Origin of the sequence: Leptospira fainei serovar Hurstbridge str. BUT 6, assembly GCF_000306235.2 — a bacterium.
Classification (GTDB): domain Bacteria; phylum Spirochaetota; class Leptospiria; order Leptospirales; family Leptospiraceae; genus Leptospira_B; species Leptospira_B fainei.
Genome location: NZ_AKWZ02000001.1, coordinates 42,424 through 58,742 on the forward strand (window position 1 = coordinate 42,424; position 16,319 = coordinate 58,742).

General features: G+C 43.8%; 9 protein-coding genes. 1 reads left to right on the top strand and 8 read right to left on the bottom strand.

The genetic code is table 11. The features are described from left to right. Positions 1 to 6: 6 nt before the first annotated feature. From purM to LEP1GSC058_RS00235, 5 genes are all read right to left on the bottom strand, one after another. Complete coding sequence (gene purM / locus LEP1GSC058_RS00215; protein ID WP_016547521.1) at positions 7 to 1,044, bottom strand: phosphoribosylformylglycinamidine cyclo-ligase; 1,038 nt, start codon at positions 1,042 to 1,044, stop codon at positions 7 to 9. A gap of 105 nt (positions 1,045 to 1,149) precedes the next feature. Continuing rightward, positions 1,150 to 1,758 (bottom strand): adhesin Lsa19, encoded by a 609-nt coding sequence (gene lsa19 / locus LEP1GSC058_RS00220; protein ID WP_016547756.1) that lies wholly within the window; start codon positions 1,756 to 1,758, stop codon positions 1,150 to 1,152. Between the two features lie 89 nt (positions 1,759 to 1,847). Then, positions 1,848 to 2,618 (bottom strand): glutamate racemase, encoded by a 771-nt coding sequence (murI, locus tag LEP1GSC058_RS00225; RefSeq protein WP_016547719.1) that lies wholly within the window; start codon positions 2,616 to 2,618, stop codon positions 1,848 to 1,850. Positions 2,619 to 2,625: 7 nt separating this feature from the next. Next, positions 2,626 to 3,930: a pyridoxal phosphate-dependent aminotransferase gene (locus LEP1GSC058_RS00230; protein ID WP_016547743.1), complete on the bottom strand. Its 1,305-nt coding sequence runs from the start codon at positions 3,928 to 3,930 to the stop codon at positions 2,626 to 2,628. Between the two features lie 20 nt (positions 3,931 to 3,950). Next, positions 3,951 to 5,051: a S1C family serine protease gene (locus tag LEP1GSC058_RS00235; RefSeq protein ID WP_016547636.1), complete on the bottom strand. Its 1,101-nt coding sequence runs from the start codon at positions 5,049 to 5,051 to the stop codon at positions 3,951 to 3,953. Here LEP1GSC058_RS00235 and LEP1GSC058_RS00240 point away from each other — a divergent pair. Beyond that, positions 5,050 to 6,141, top strand: coding sequence for an aminopeptidase (locus LEP1GSC058_RS00240; RefSeq protein WP_016547721.1), 1,092 nt, complete (start codon positions 5,050 to 5,052; stop codon positions 6,139 to 6,141). The two genes, LEP1GSC058_RS00235 and LEP1GSC058_RS00240, sit on opposite strands and share 2 nt — an antisense overlap. A gap of 148 nt (positions 6,142 to 6,289) precedes the next feature. On the opposite strand, the gene LEP1GSC058_RS00245 is transcribed toward LEP1GSC058_RS00240, so the two are convergent. The 3 genes from LEP1GSC058_RS00245 to LEP1GSC058_RS00255 form a co-directional block, all read right to left on the bottom strand. Further along, the gene (locus LEP1GSC058_RS00245; RefSeq protein WP_016547494.1) at positions 6,290 to 7,792 is read right to left on the bottom strand and encodes a transposase; all 1,503 of its coding nucleotides are present in this window, start codon (positions 7,790 to 7,792) and stop codon (positions 6,290 to 6,292) included. Positions 7,793 to 8,062: 270 nt separating this feature from the next. Then, entirely contained in the window at positions 8,063 to 15,691 is a 7,629-nt protein-coding gene (locus tag LEP1GSC058_RS00250; RefSeq protein ID WP_016547681.1) for a TolB-like translocation protein, read from the bottom strand. A gap of 6 nt (positions 15,692 to 15,697) precedes the next feature. Next, a complete protein-coding gene (locus LEP1GSC058_RS00255) occupies positions 15,698 to 16,318 on the bottom strand; it encodes a hypothetical protein (RefSeq protein WP_039947780.1) in 621 nt (206 codons plus the stop codon). Between the last annotated feature and the right edge of the window lies 1 nt (position 16,319).

Genomic DNA, 16,319 nt, shown 5'->3' on the forward strand with positions numbered 1-16,319 from the left:
CTTTGGTTAGACGAAAATTACGGATTTATCTTTACGAGAAATAATAGTGCCGATTCTTCGAACACTTTCGCCCTTTTCTTCCAAATTCTTCCGAGCTGCCGCTTCCGAATCGGGGGAAACAATAACGATATATCCTACGCCCATATTGAATGTAGAATAGAGTTCTTTTTCTTCAACTTGCGGAAAGTCCTTTTTCAATTTTTCAAAGAAAGGATTCGCGGGTAAATTTTCCCGTTCGATCGAAACTCCGCAGTCTTTCGGAAGAACGCGCGGGATATTTTCGTAGAATCCCCCACCGGTAATGTGAACCATCCCTTTTACTTCCACTTTCTTTATTAGATTCAGAATGCTTTGTACATAAATTCGAGTCGGCCTAAGTGCGAATTCCCTCAGAAAGTCTACTGTAGAGACGTCCGACGGAAGCTTTCTACCTTCCGGTAAATACAATTTTCGAATGAAGGAGAAGCCATTACTATGCGGACCGGAAGATTCCAATCCCAGCACTACGTCTCCGGGACGGATCTTCGAACCGTCAATCATATCCTCTTTTTCCACAACTCCGACTACGAAGCCGGCCAAATCATATTCGTCTTGCTCCATTGTGCCTGGATGTTCCGCAGTTTCACCGCCAAGAAGAGCGGCGCCTGATAAGCGACAACCTTTCACGATTCCGGAAACGATTCGTTCCATTCGAGCGGGATCCAATTTTCCGCAAGCGATATAATCCAAGAAGAATAGAGGTTCACCGCCGGAGACGAGAATATCATTCACGCACATCGCGACTAAATCGATACCCACTGTATCATGAATCCCGAAAAGGCGGGCCAATTCTAATTTAGTCCCGACTCCATCCGTACCGGAAAGCAAAATCGGATTCTTATAATTCTTAAGAAATGCAACGTCAAAGCCGCCGGAAAAACCGCCTAAACCACCCACGACGCGAGGTCCGTGCGTGGATTCCACGTTTTCTTTGATTCTTCTTACGAAGTCTTGACCGGCTTCGGTGTCCACACCGGCGCTTTTATAAGTGATCTTGCTTTCCATCCTACCCGCTCGGGAACAGGATTCCCGAGTCGAGTCTTCTGGACAGAAAAAAAAGGAGATTTAATAAAGTCGTCCGGTGCGAGTCGAAACGACAAGATCGCGATATTATTTCATTTGATCGATTTGCTGCATAGCGGAAAGCTCCGCCTCGGCCGCTACTCTGGTCACCAATGGCGATAATCCCGGTTTTAAATCGACCGCTTCGCCGGCTTTTACTAAAACTCTAGCTTCGTCAGTTTTCCGAGTGATTAAAACGCTTCCTTCGCGAACGGCAAAGGTTCCGGTTTCCGCAGAACGATTCACTTGCCCCCAAAATTGGGTACCTCGAACGGCTGCAACGACGGCGGGAGTATCCACCGAAATAGACTGGTTTTTAGAAAGTTTAATCACTTTTACGAGGATATTACCTTCGTTCACCTTTAGATACGCCTGATCCGCTTTTAAAGCGGCAACAGAGGCTTCCGTATCCCCCAAAAGGCGAATCGTTCCGAGCGGCGTAGTCAAATCCACAAGTCCGTCCTTTGCAGTGACGATCGTGTCGTGCTCGGAGACGGTATCATCCAATTTCAGACCTTTGCCCGATTTCCCGATCGTTACCTTGCCCGTTAGAAACGTGACGATTCCTTGGGAGGTCCCTTCCGATTTCGGTTTACAGCCGGAAATTACAGCTGAAAGAGTAAGTAATATACTTAGAATTTTTGCGAGCCGGTTCATAGAGTACCGTAACTTAGATTGTCGCGGAGACGGAGGGAACTAAAAAAAAGGGGAATGGAAAAAAATTCTTACCGAAAGTTTTGCACGTATCACTCGTTTTCGTCGAGGAGTCGTTTGCCCAATAAGTAAGCATCAGTCTCTTTTTCCCTTCCGGAAAAGAAAAGTTCGAAACTGGAAGTCCCCGGAAAACGCTCTAATTGTAAGGACCGAATCAAATGCCGCATAGTTCCTTCGTTCCCGTCGTGTAAAATCGCCTCCGGGTAAACGGACAAAAGTAAGCCTTTTAAAAAAACATAATGCGTGCACCCTAAAACAAGCGTCCGAATTCCTTCTAACTTGACGGGTTCTAGGATTTTTCTTAGAAAAATCTCCGCTTCCTTGAATTTACCCAAATCGACAAGAGTTGCCAGACCGTCGCAGTTCAGATGAACGATCCTTTCTTCGGCTGACAAGGAAAGTTTCAAATTTCGTAATTTCTCTTCCCGATGAGTGACCGAAGTTGCGAGCAATGCGATTCTTTCATCAGGATGAGTAAGTAGCGCCGGCTTAATTGCAGGTTCCATACCGAATACGGGTATCGGGAGTTCCGCTCTCAATTCGGATGCGGCTGCGGAAGTCGCGGTATTACAAGCCAAAAGTATGGCGCTCACTTGACGAGAAAGCAACTCCCGACAAACGTCTCGAGTCAGCGCCAGCACTTCATCGGTATGTCGTTCACCATAGGGCGCATTTTTTAAATCGCCATAATATACGTAATGTGCTCGATACGGAAGTGAAAGAAGCATTCGAAGAACCGAAAGCCCGCCCATTCCGGAATCCATGACTCCGATTTTAATAGGAGTTCCGTCTTGGTTTTCCATTGCAGCCTTACGCCGAACGAATGTATTCCTCTATGCTACTTCGAAGCGTGGAATAAATCCAGCGAAACTTATCTTCGTTTTCTTCCAAGAGAGTGACTCGGAATCCGTGACGGTTCGTGCAAAAGGAAGAAAGTGGAACTACGCAAATTCCGGTCGAAGCGAGCAAAAAGTATACGAACCTACGATCGTTCGCACAATTCTCCAATAGAGGTCGAATGAATTCCTCAGCCTGAGGATTCGCAACGGGCAGAGACATCTTATTGCTAAGAACGCCTTCGTCGAAAGCAACGGTGAGATAAAATGCGCCTTTCGGTTCTACGACTCGGACTCCTTTGAGGTTGTCGAAATATTGAGTCGCGAGTTTCGCTCTTTTTTTAAATTTTTCGTTTCTCGACTTTAAATGTGGGATGAATTCGGGATGAGAATACACCTCAGGAATCGCCATTTGCGGTAAAGTCGTAGAGCAGACTTCCAGCATCTTTGCGTCTAGGAGGGATTTTACGTAACGCGCGAAGATAGGATCCTTATCTTTATTAAAAATCTCCACCCAACCGCAGCGGCCGCCGGGCCAAGGAAATTCTTTAGAGATGGAACGGAGCGCAAGACCGCATACTTTGTCTCCAATCACCTCGGACAGATGAATCGTTCCCGTTTCGGAGTAGTTTACATGGGCGTACGTTTCATCACAAACGATCATAACGTCGTATTTTTCCGCGATGGAAACGATCTGACGCATTACGTCTTTTCCATATACTGCCCCGGTAGGATTATCCGGATTAATCAGTAGAATTCCCGCAATCGAATCATTGTATTTTACTTTGTTTTCGATATCTTCCAAATCCGGCATCCAACCTCGTTCAGGAAGGAGATTGTAAGTCATATGTTCGTAGCCGGAATGCGCCGCTTCTGCCGAAGAAAGAGTCGAATATGCTGGACTCGGTCCGAGCACACGAGCTTCCCTTCTCATAAAACCGAATATTTTTGCAACGGCGTCTCCGAGGCCGTTAAAGAACAAAAGATCGTCGGAAGTAATCTGTGCTCCCCCTCTTTCATTTACTTTTTCGGCGAGAAACTTGCGGGTTTTTTCATATCCTTGCGTTGCGGTATAGGCCCAAGACTTATCCTCGAGAATAAGATCCGCGACGATCTTTTTCATCCAAGGAGCTACCTTCTCGCCTTTTTGAATCGGGTCACCGATGTTTTCGTAGGTGACTTGAACGCCTAATGCTTCCAACTTTTTAGCGACTGCAACGATCTGACGGATCTCATAGATGAGAGCATCCGCACCGCTATGAACGATATTTCTTCTCATATCCCGCCTGTAGTCCTTTTTTATTTTTGCACTAATCGGACTACGAGTTCTTGGAGACTTTTTTCTCGATAAATTCTGAGTTTAAGCCTCCCCCCTAATCCCACTATTCCGACCTGCTCCCGAAGATCATTAATATTTTTTACGGGCAGCCCATTCGCCTCTAGAATGAAATCATACCGTTTCATTCCCGAAGATTCTGCGGAAGAACCCGCCTCTATATCGTAAACGAGAACACCGGTCCAGTCGTCCGGAATGCCCAAGGCTTTCCGGTGGTCCGTTAGAGGAACCGTTGCCATAACGCCGAGGGTGGCGGGACGAATAATTCTTCCTTTGTTTTCCTGAATCAGTTGAATGATTTTCTTCGCATAATTCATCGGAATCGCGAAACCGATTCCGGTATTCCGTCCCGTATCGCTTCGGATAAGTCGATTGATGCCGATAACTTCTCCATAAATATTTAATAAGGGCCCGCCGCTAGAGCCCGGATTAATCATGCTATCAATCTGAATATGCGTCTGCCCTGTTTCATCCAAATCCTCCCTGTATTTTGCCGAAACAACGCCTACCGAGAAAGATCGTTCTAAACCGAACGGAGAGCCGATCGCAATCGCCCAATCACCGACTTCAATATCGTCCGAATTTCCGAAACGCACGGGTTTCAACCCGGAACCTTCGCGAATTTTCAAAAGCGAAATATCCGCTCTCTCGTGGCTTCCGACAAACTTAGCCGGAAAGACGCTCCCGTCCGAAGTGATGACTTCTATACTCTCCGCTCCTTCGATCACATGAAAGTTGGTAACGATATATCCTTTTTCATGAATTAGAAAACCGCTTCCGAAGGAAGCAAGCCGTTCGTTTCTATAATCGAAGTAATGATATGGACTTACGATAAGATCCGACTTTTTTGTTCGAATCGATACGACGGAATCTTTTGCCAGTCTGTAAACATTGCGAAATGCGTTTTGAAGTTCGATCCCGGCTTTTTGCTCTCCGTAGTCGAGAGGCTTATCTCCCCGGAAAAAGGAAGACAACCCTCCTTCGCCTGGGAGAATTAGGATTAGAATCAATAGAACCGCCAGCCCGGCGTTCACAACCACAACTGGAGGAAGAGAGAATCGCATGAAAACTACCTTGGCCCATCCTGTCGCCAGGTTGGCAAATCGTCGACTCGGATTCTCCAGAGGGCGTCTACCGGTTCCTATCCTTTTTCTATTCTGGATCTCTTCCCAAGGCTGTATTCCCTATCTCTTTCATATCGGTAAAGAGCAGGCAAAAATCGTCATACAGAAGCGACCGTTTGAAGAAGTTCTTTCGGATCCTTCAGTTTCCGAAAGAACGAAGGAAAAATTAAAGGAAGTGGAACGGATCAGGGATTTCGGAATACGATCCTTGGCTCTTTCCTCGAAAGGCGGTTTCAAAAGTTTCATCTCATTGGATCGCAATGCGGTCGGTTGGCATGTAAGCGCCTGCCATCCTTTGCGATTCGAATCTTACACCTGGTGGTTTCCAATCATCGGTTCTGTTCCTTACAAAGGCTATTTTTCGCTGGAAAAAGCAAAGGAAGAGGAAACGCGACTCAAAGAAGAAGGTTGGGACACTCGAATCAGAATCACTGCCGGTTATTCCACTCTCGGTTGGTTTGAAGACCCGCTATTTTCCGCGCAATTATACGACGATCGAGCGGATCTCGCCGCTTTAGTTTTACATGAAATGGCGCATGCAACGGTCTATTTTCCGGGAGATAGCGTCTTTAACGAAAGTTATGCGAGTTTCGTAGAAGAGGCCGGAACGAAGGCTTATTTATTTTCGATTGGCGGTCAGAAGCTTGTGGAAGCTCGCGAATCTTCGGAGCAGGAGCGAGAACAATACAAAAAGCTTTTACGAGAAACCGCAGAATTGCTGAAAAATCTTTATTCAAAAAAGATTTCCGAAGAACAAATACGAAAAGAGAAAGGCGAAATTCTTTTATCCTTCAAGAGAGAACTCGGACAGCGAAATTGGAAGACCGTAAACGGTAAAAAACTGTCCGAACGAGATTGGAACAACGAGGATTTTGTCGGAATGCTTCGCTATCATTCCGGTTCGGCTTTCTTTGAAAGGAAGTTTTTGGAGGTCGGTCGCGATTTCGGAAAATTCCATGAAGAAATGCGCAAGCTTGTTTCGCTATCTTCGGCTGAAAGAAAAACACTTTTAGACTCCGAGAAAGATTAGAAATTCGTAAAGTATGATTCAAGTCGCGCGCGGGCCCACCCTTCCTGGGTGGGGAGCCTGTTGAAAAAGAGGCCTGGTTTGTCTGAAAATTCTTCTTCCTCTTTAAAGCGAATGGCAAAAAGAAGAAGGGACTGCCGTAGCAGATCGTTTAAATATACCGAAATCCGCAAATTTTTCCTATGTTGTGAGCGGAGCATCTTTCGGACCATTCAAGAGAAACTTTTTCCAATCCTTTTGTCATGAATCTATTTCCTGCACGAGATCCTTTCATTGCACCAAAGACGCCTTCAATCGAAGAAAACCGTTTGGCATAAATTTTTCTCGATTTCGGGTTTTGTAACTTTTTGCGCATTTCCATCGTGTAGAAATTATTCAGCTCGCTCGGATGGTAGTTTTTACTTGGACTTAAATGAATGTAGTTTCTTCTCAAGTTATTAGAATTCACCAAAATGGATTTAGATCGACCTTTTGTGCAGAAATGTTTCAACTTACAGCCGTTGCAACCCGTCGATCTGTAATCCGAATAACTGTATTGTCCATGAAGATACTTTTCGGATCGGAATTTAAGTGTTCTGCCCGATGGACAGACGAAGTTGTTGGCTTTCTTTTCATAGATAAATTTGATGAACGGAGGCCTTCGTTTGGAGAAATCGGTAACTTTTGGGATCTTCCCTGCTTGAAATAACCTTGTTACTTTTTGATCGGGACAATAAAGATCGAAGTCTTTTAATCTCTGGAAATTACTTTCGCTTGCATAACCGGCATCTAAGACATATTGAATTCTATTTAAATCTTGTTTTTCCGATCTTAAGAATTCGTAGCAAGATTCGACTTTTCGAATCATTTTCTCCGCAAACTTAGTATCGGATTGTTCCGTTTCCACACTGTGAGAAATGATCATGTTGGATTTGCAATCGACCGCCGCTTGAGCATTGTAACCTACCAGGAATACGTTTCCTTTTTTCTGTAGATCGCAATCTCTCTCATAGAGATGGACTCTACGACGGTCTTTGTGCTTTTTTAGGAATTTTACCGCATCCTGAAGCTTTTCTGCCTTTAGTTCTAATTCTTTTCTTTTGTCTCGAATTTGAGAACGATCCATATCGGCAGACTTTTCCCATTCTTGAAATTTGACCTTACTTACCTTTTCGATTTGTTCAAGTCTAAGCTCGAATTTTTCCAGGTCCCCTATATCATCGGGATTCGCATTCGCCTTTATCTTAGTGCCATCTATGGAAACGGTTTCAAAATCTATATAACCGCTTTCGTAACCGAGAAATACCGTTTGAGAAAATAGATCTTCGATTTCAGTTCTGTGAGTCTTTCTGAACTTTGAGATAAAACTATGATCCAGCTCTTCTCCATCCAGAAGATAGATCAATTCAGCTCTGAGTTTGGATAACCTACAGAGTTCCCGCATCGAGATATTGCCGATTAAAATGGAATAAAAAAGAGCCGAAATAACTTTCTTCGGTGAAATTGCAGGTCTTCCAGTCTCATCATTCTGGTAATTCTTTTCGAAATCTTCGAAATCTAACCGATCAATGACTTTCTTAAAACCGTGAATCGGATGTTCTTCCCCGAACAATTCCTTGAACTCTAAAACGTACATTCTAAGCTGATTCGGATCCGTATTCTTGAACTTTGCCATTCCGTAAATCTAGCAAGTTCCCTAAAATTGCATCCCTTTTTCAACAGGCTCGTGGGGGATGGAGGCGGTTTTACGAAAGAAACTCCATATCAGAAACTATCAGAACCGTCAAGAAAACAATGCATTAAAATTCTTGTAGGAGCTCCTACAACTTCTGCAAAAAAACGATAAATCTGATACATGATGGAATCCCCCGGGTACCGCCGATCCGGCCCCCACCCACGACGGGTGGGGAATACAAAAACCCATAGCTAAACTCCCTCTTGTCCGTTATTTACTTATGATCGATGTCGTAAAGAGACGGTACCCATTCCAATATTTATCAAATGGATAAACGTCTCGCATGATTTCAATCGCTCTCAAAAATCGATTTCGAAGAGATATTCTAGAATCTTCGCGTCTCGTTAATTCTTTTAAGAATCGTGAGTTATGCGTATCCGTCTGAAAACCGAGATTTACTATACCGGATCCCCGGAGAGATTTCTGCAAAAAGTAAAGAGAGTCCCGTAAATTCTCGGAACCGAAGTCGAATTCTTTCAGAAAAGACGATGAAAGCATCCACGTACCTTTTTGCTTGGCCTCCGAAATTTCAGGCAACGGCTTTCCACCGAATAGAACTCCACGATTAAAATCAAGCTCGAGCGGTTCCTGCATTATGAAAAAAGGATAAACCCCCGAATGCCCGGTCTTACTTCCCAGTTCCAATGCGTCTAACTTTAATAATCGTTTATACCAATCGGGAGCCGAATTCGGTTCCCGAGCAATGATATTAAAGCCGGGTAAAAATTCGTCCTTTTCTTGATGAATAGGGTTTTCCAGAAAAGAGACCGGATCCGTCACATAATAGATTTCCTCCTCCGAACGAGGAACTAATGGAACGAGAAAATGGTAATTCGGAAGATACATATAGGTGATCTTATTCTTCGAAATCCTAATATTCTGGCGATATTCCGTTTCCAAGGATTCTCTCAATAAAATTTCAGAGCCTCCTTTTTCCGCCTCTTCATGATATTGCCGAATAGCCGCTTTTAATTTGCGGTTATCCTTATAGGCGATATCTCCATTAGATTTTCCTTTCGTAAATTTAATGTAGAAGGTCGTAAGGCCGAGATCCGCCACCGCAAGAAATTCCTGGCCTATCGGAAGTTTTTCTTCCAATCTATGCGAGACTGGCTCGAATTTCGGGATATCGGAAAAAAGCGGCTCTTTACCGAGAATCGTCTTTCTAGCGATGGAAACCTTGTCTTTAGCGACACAGAGATCGAAGAAAACCTCCGAATCATTTTTTTTAAAAGCGAGAGTTTGCAGAAACGTCAAGAAATCGTTCAGCTCTCTCCTCTCTCTCGGAGTCAAAGAAGCTCGTTTTCGCGAGTTTACCCACCGGTTCGCTATATCGAGAAAATTCTTAGGAGCAGTCGAAAGAGATTCTTCATAGAATTTTGTAAATAGGGAAAAAGGAGAATCGGAAGCGGTCGTCTGCGGTTTTCCGTTTAACACGTTTACCTTATATTTCAGATAGTCGATTTCCGAATCTTGAAAATGTCCCGGTTCGCTTTCGGCTTTAAGCATCCATTTTCGCGCATTTTCGTAATCTCCTTTAGAATAATATGCGCGAGAAAGTTCGATCATGAATCTCACAACCCTCGGCAGATTTCCTTTCTTTCTCTCGAATTCGATGTAAGAAGAGAGAAAATCGGATATTTCTCCGACCATTTCATCTCCTATCGAGTATCTCAATAAATCCGCGATCACCGCTCTTTCCGAAGAAGTAAGCGATGAAAATAATTCCTGCGATGCCCCAAACACTTCCGAATATAAGGCGATCGGCGAAATTTTCCCTCCGAAAGATTTCTTGTCGGCAAGGTCGATCAGTCGTCTTTTATATCGCTCACTTTCCTCCAGTCGATTTTCCAAATTCGAAGCGACTCCTTTTCCGCGTTTCGGCTCGGAAATTTCTTCTAGCAGAGCGGTTTGTTCGACTATATCCTCGGATAATTTCGATACGAGTGTTAGGGATTCGGCCCCTTTCGCGATTTTGGCTGCCTTCATTAATTGCTCTTTCACAATTACCGGAAAATAACTTTCCAAAGCAAGTTCTGCTAAGCGAATTCGAAGTAAGAAAGGGTCATAAATTCCGATATCGACCAATTCATCAAACTTGGTTCCGGGGTCCTGTCCCTGCTTTAAAGCAGAAACTGCGGAAATTAAATCTTTCTTGTCCGCAGGAAGCTTTCTTCCGGAACAATCTAATTCGTCGTGATCCAACAGCGCAGCGAGGCAAAGAGAAAAATTCAATTCTTCTAATAGGGGAATGTCGCGCGTCTCATACGATAGTGTTTGTATTTCCTCGATCGAAAGCTTCGGATGATTTCGCCTTAAAAGCCTAAGCAGATTTGCTTCAATTCTACGAGAAAAATCGGATCCGGTTTCTACAAAATCTTTGGCCTCGTAAATTTTGTCATAAGCGGCCTGATACTTCCCCGATATTTCAAGCGATCTGGATTCCGCGAGAAGAGATTCGGCTCGGATTCTATTCGGCACTCTTTTTAGTGAAATCCGACCGAACCTATAGACATTCGGGGCGATTCTTTGTCCGTCAATCTCCGCAAGCACGTTCGCAATGCAGTCCTTTGAATCCTGGCACACGAATACTTTATCGACACCTGAACCGATGCTTGCAGAGGCGACCTTCGCGATTTTTCGCCACGATACCCGCTTTGGAGTCACGAAAATAATGGAAGAAATTTTATGACGTTTGGAAAAAATCTCCTTTAAATCCAACCGATCTCGCACCCGCTCGCCGAAGAGAAAATCGCCTTCGACTTCCGGAAACGGGGATACAATTATATCGGAATCGTCCCGTAAATGTCCCAAAAAACCGGAGGCTACATTACGAACTTTTAATCTGGAAGAAATGTCGAGATACGAAGCTATCGTCCTCGGCAAGGCTTCGTTATGTTCCCGAGGCAAATCCAAATCGGTTTTTAGAATCAATCCCTCGACTCGACGCACGAAAAGATCCGCGTAGTCTGTATTTCCCGGATCGAATATTCTTTTAGGCACAGACCACTCGGGTTGCCGTGACAACTCGGCGAAAACTTCCTCTTCGTTGCCTAAGACTGTGACGAATCGGAGCGATTCCGCTCTCCGAATTCGTGCAAAATTCTTTCCCATTACCTTAATGATCCTAAATTCGCTCTCTTGAGGACCTAAATTCTGATCAGTCGTTTCACGGAACGGGTTAAGGAACGCGGACCGACTCGGAAAAACTTTCCTCAATAGCTCCAGCGACTGCACTGCCGAAACGGATGCCGCGTTCAATTCCGACTCCGCTTCTTTTATTTCAACTCGTCTTTCCAACGCAATCTGGTATTTTAAGTAAGCCGTGCGAAAATATTTCCACGATGTTTCAAATTGAAGATATTCCTTTGGATTCCCTTCGAATTCCCAAGTTCCTTTTTCAAAATTTCTAAATAATAAAACGGATCGATATCGATCCCAAGTCTTTAAAGCTCCAGCGGGATTACCCGATTCCACTTCGTAGCGAATCCTGGTTTCATATAAATCCCTTAGCAAAAACCCTTTCACTTCGGGAATGATATGAGCTTGTTTTTGAATGAGATTCTCGGCTTTGAGTAAACGTTCTTTTGCTCGAGAAGACTTTCCCGATATCATGTCCAATCTGGCCTGTAAAACCCAAGTTTGGACGAGTTCATGCGCGTAAAAAAATTCGTTAGCCATCTCCTCCGCAAAATTCAAGCAGAGGTAGGCGCGCTCCAGATCTCCGAGTCGAAAATAGATGCTCGCACGACTCAATGAATGAATGACTCTTTCCTTCTTAGAAAAAGGATCTTGAGCCAATCCGACGATTTCTTTCGGTAGCCCGGAAGGATCTTCAAGCAACGAAACTGCCAAACCGAGTTTTTCAAATCCGGAAATCCAATCCTTTCGCTTAAGTTCCTCTTCGCCTAAATAATAAAGGAGATTCGATATTAGAATATCATAATCATAATTTTCTTTGTAGAATGTTTCCTCGCATCGTTTTCTAAGTGAGACCTTATCCTGATCATCGGATATGGACAGACACGAATCGATATAGTTCCTTTTCATAGAGTAAAGGAACCGATATGCTTCCTCCAGCTCCGCCTCCGCATTAAACCTTAAATTTTTATCGTCCGCCTCGATTTCGGCAAAGAGAGAATATAAATAACGTCGGAACGTGCTTTGTGACTTGAACGAAATTTCGCTTGTCGACGCTTCATAACTCTTTCCCGAGCGAAATGCGGCCTTGGCCTGTTCGAACTCGTTCCTTTTATATTTAACGAATCCTAAATCGTTCCAAGATTGAGATTTAATCAATTTTCCGGGAAAGCTTCCGCTCAAACCTTTTCCATTTACGTATGCAAGACGTTTATCCGTCTCCTCTCCCGCCAGCTCGTAATTTTGCTCCAGTAGAAGATTATTGATTCGGATACCGGAAGATAATAGAGGCTGGTAGGATGCAGGAATCGCCTCGGGAAATCTTCCTGACCCTGAAATTCGGGTAGAATCGGGAAGGACCGTATCGAATACGAGATCCCAAAAATAATCCCAGAAAGTAATCTTTACTTTACGAGGAAACCAATTGACTCCTTTCTCCTTTACGAGTAATTCCGCTTTCCTCAAATTTTCTTCCGATTCGCTTAAAGATCCGATTTTCTGAAAACAGAGCGCGAGGGCATTATGTAAATTAACAGGATCCACTAAACGAGAAAAATCATTTAACTTAAGTGCGTCTTTGTAGAAAGGAATCGCGGCGCTATATTCTCCCGATTCCATATGAGATAAGCCCGTAAGAGTATAGATTAAAGCTAATTTTTCATGGTAACTTTCTATCGACCCTCGAGGATCAGATTGGTAATATAGCTTGGAAAATTCGTTTTTTGAATATAGATCGGAAGCCTCGTTCAATTTACGAATGGCGTCCGAGTATCGCGACATATAAATGGAGGATCGCGCCGAATTAAATAGAAACACCGCCTTCTGACGATAATCTTCGAACTGTGCTTTGGAGAGAATAAACTTAGAGTAAGACTCTACTAACGAGTATTGTTCGTCGGCTTTCGGATAATTCTTAAGAAGGAAATAGTTATTCCCGAGATTTAAGCGTAAGTCGGATAGCGCCTTTTTATTCGCGAAACCCTCCCCTAGAAGCTCCAGAATTTGACTATAAAGCTCTACGTTTTCTTCGAAGTTTTTCTCCGGAAAATACTTCTTATAAACGGCCGCGTACTGATCCTCATCCGATAACTCTGCATCAGGCGGCTTTCTAGATTTCATTATATCGACGTACTGATATAACCAGCCTAACAGCTGATAGGCGTCATGATATGTCGGATCGGAGAATATGATCCACCTTAGCTCGTATTCGGCTTGTTTAAAATCTCGTAAAGCAGCTTCCTTTTTTGCGACATCCATTGTTCCGGCGGCGTAAAAGTAAGTCTCCCGAATAACCGACCGATTGATCAGATAATATGCGTACCCGTAAAGAGTCGCCAAATCGAGAAATGTTCTAGCTCGAGGAAGGATTTTCTCCTTTTCATAGTATTGAGTTACGTAAAATAATCCTTCCTTCTTATCCAAAGGATCAAATTCCACCGGATTCAAAGTCCCGAGCAATCCTTTCGCGTTTTTGTCGCTGATCGATTTGGCCAATTTGAAAGAAGTATCAACCATTAATCTTTGGTAATATATCGCGTAATCTTTATACAGAGTATCTAAAAACAAATTCTTACTTTTCGCGAGGAACATGTTCTCAGCGTTAAAAAAATAGTGGAATGAGGCTTGTAAAAAATCGGACCTGTTTTCGTAGTTCCGAGCCAAATTTTCGAAATAGAGAAAAGAGCGTTCCATCTCTTTTTCATCGATCGCGACACCGGAAGCGCCATCGTAATTTTCGAGGAAAATTCTCAATTCCGAAAGGGAGTTCCTGGTATCACCCACACCTCTAAAATTTTCCGATTTTAGAATATGCGTTTTTAAGAATAAAGGGTCCTCGGCCTTTAACTGTTCGAGAAAACCGTCAAGAATGGAATTACTCTGCCTAAAATCGCCCTGTCCCTTTAAACCTAAGGCCTTTACATATGAGAAAAAACGGTGAAGTACGGGAGATTTTGTTCGGAGCGAATTCGCTTTTTCGGCGGTATCGGCAATCGATATTTTCTCCGCATCTGAACGCTCGGAAACCGTCTCGGATTCGAGTAATTCGTATATATTTCTCAAATCTTCCATATTCGACTTTGGATCGTTAGCGACTAAAAGCAAAGAATTCGGAAGAACCCAACCCGAACGTTCCGACCCGCTGAATCTCAAGGCGCCGATTTTCCGGAGTACATCCCGATCATGGTGGTAATCGGGAAATCTAACTCGCAAAGATTCGAATACTCCGAGGGCCGAGTCCTCATCGTTCCGACTAATATACGCGTCTCCGATTTCTTCCTCCAACGCTGCCAGCGCATTCCGGTTTATTTTCGGAACTTTCTCCCATGCCGTGGAATAATCCTTAAGCGTTTTGGGTGTCGCGCCATCCGCCTCCAGTAGGAATGCGAATGACAAGCCCGCGTCGGGGTGCAGTCTGTTGGAAGTCATCTCTCTTCGGACTTCCGCGAGAACCTGCAAATTCCCTTTTCGTTTCGATTCTTTATATTTTTCTAATAATCCTTTAGCTTTAAATATCGGGAATAAAGGATCCTCCGAAAAATACGAATCCATGGAATCGATTGCTAATATAAAATTTTCGAAACTTTGCTTTCGTTTATATTGAAGAGCTAGATCGAATTGTTCCGCGATGTTCTTCGCTTTAGGAACGGAACCGTTTTCGGGCAAAAAATAAATATTCATCGTTTCGTAAAACGATGCGGTAAACAGAATGCTACCGCCGTTAAACCTCGAATATTTAGTATCGAATAACGAAAAATTTCCGGATGTCAGCAACGCCTCTCGACCGTTGGAAAGGTCGATTTTGACGATTATGCTATTATCTCGCTCATCGATTTTTCCGTTATTATCCGAATCTTTCCGGATCGAAGTGTAATATATGAATTTTGAGTCCGGAGAAAAGCTAGGCGAAAAATCCAGATAATTATCTTTCGTGATCCTTTTAATCAGTCCTGTCGCAACCTCAATCGAATACAATTCGCCTCTCGGCGACTCCGAATAAGAAATGTATACGATTCTCTTCCCGTCCTCCGACCAGAAAGGACTCGCTGCTCCGGTTTTCGTCAATAACTTTGCCTTGCTTAATCCTTTAGTGTCCCAGAGGACTAAATTCGGCGTGCCGGGACTAAGACGATCCGAGGAGAAAACGATATGTCGATTATCAGGCGCCCAAATGGGATCGGTATCCACGAAACGATCGGACTTTATCGAATTAGCATATTCAGAATTTGTTAAGAATACGAAATCTTCGCTTAGAAATCTCTTTCCGTCCAGCATCTTGGCGACCCATTCCGAAGGATTCATTTCCAAGAGCACGATATCTCCTGCCGAGTCGTATTGTTCCGAAACGAAAACCAACTTCGAACCGTCCGGACTGATTGCGGGTTTATATTCCGAGGATGGATGCTGAGTGACAGGAACCACGATCGAGCTTTTCAAATCGCGAAACCAAACGTCGAAGTTCCCTTTTTGACCGGTAGTATAAAATAAGTATCTGCCGTCTTTAGTCGTGGAATGGTAAAGGTTATTCCCTCTTTGCACGGTAAGAGGGAACGGCTTTTCGTTATCCGGACGGAAATAATTTCGTGAAATAGGGCCGTAATCGAATTCGATAGGCTTTATTTTTTCGACCGAACTAAGTAGAGTGCAATCGCCGAAAATGAGTATCGCAAAGACTGAAAGGACGAATTTGAAATAACTCATAAAAGTTTATCCCTTTTTCTTCCAAACACCGACGGAGGATTCGTAGTATTCTCCGGCTCCCACCGAACGGTACCACGATAATAGCACGGATTGTCTCAACTCCGTTTTTTCTTTTTCCGTCATAGACTTCCCGGGCAAAGATGCCGCCTTACGGAGCTTACCTTGAACAATCAAATCTCTGCTTTCGTTCGTTATTTTAAGTAACTCGTCAAGACGGTTCTTAAATTCTGGTTTTGATAATACTTTCTCTGCACCGGCTTCTTTCGCCTTCGGATTGATTCGAATCCTACCGTCCAAGCCTTCGGCAAGTATTCCGGAGGCCGAATATTCTTTTGTTTCCCGAGCCAAATAAGCCAAGGTTCGCAGCGCGATATAAAGAGTTCGATCATCCGGATCCGAAAATGATTCCCGGACCAAATCTCTCTCCCAGATTTCAGATCCCGACGATGATGTTTTTATGGAAGCGATCAACCAGCCGTCTTTTTCTAAATTTCGATCCTCTCCCAGCATTTGTTTTTCCGATGCAGTTTGGGTCTGCGTAAAGGTAATCAAAGGAGCTTTGATCGTGCAAAAAGTGCACAAAAAAAACAGAATCGGAGGGACTTTAAGGAAATTTAATTTTCTCACG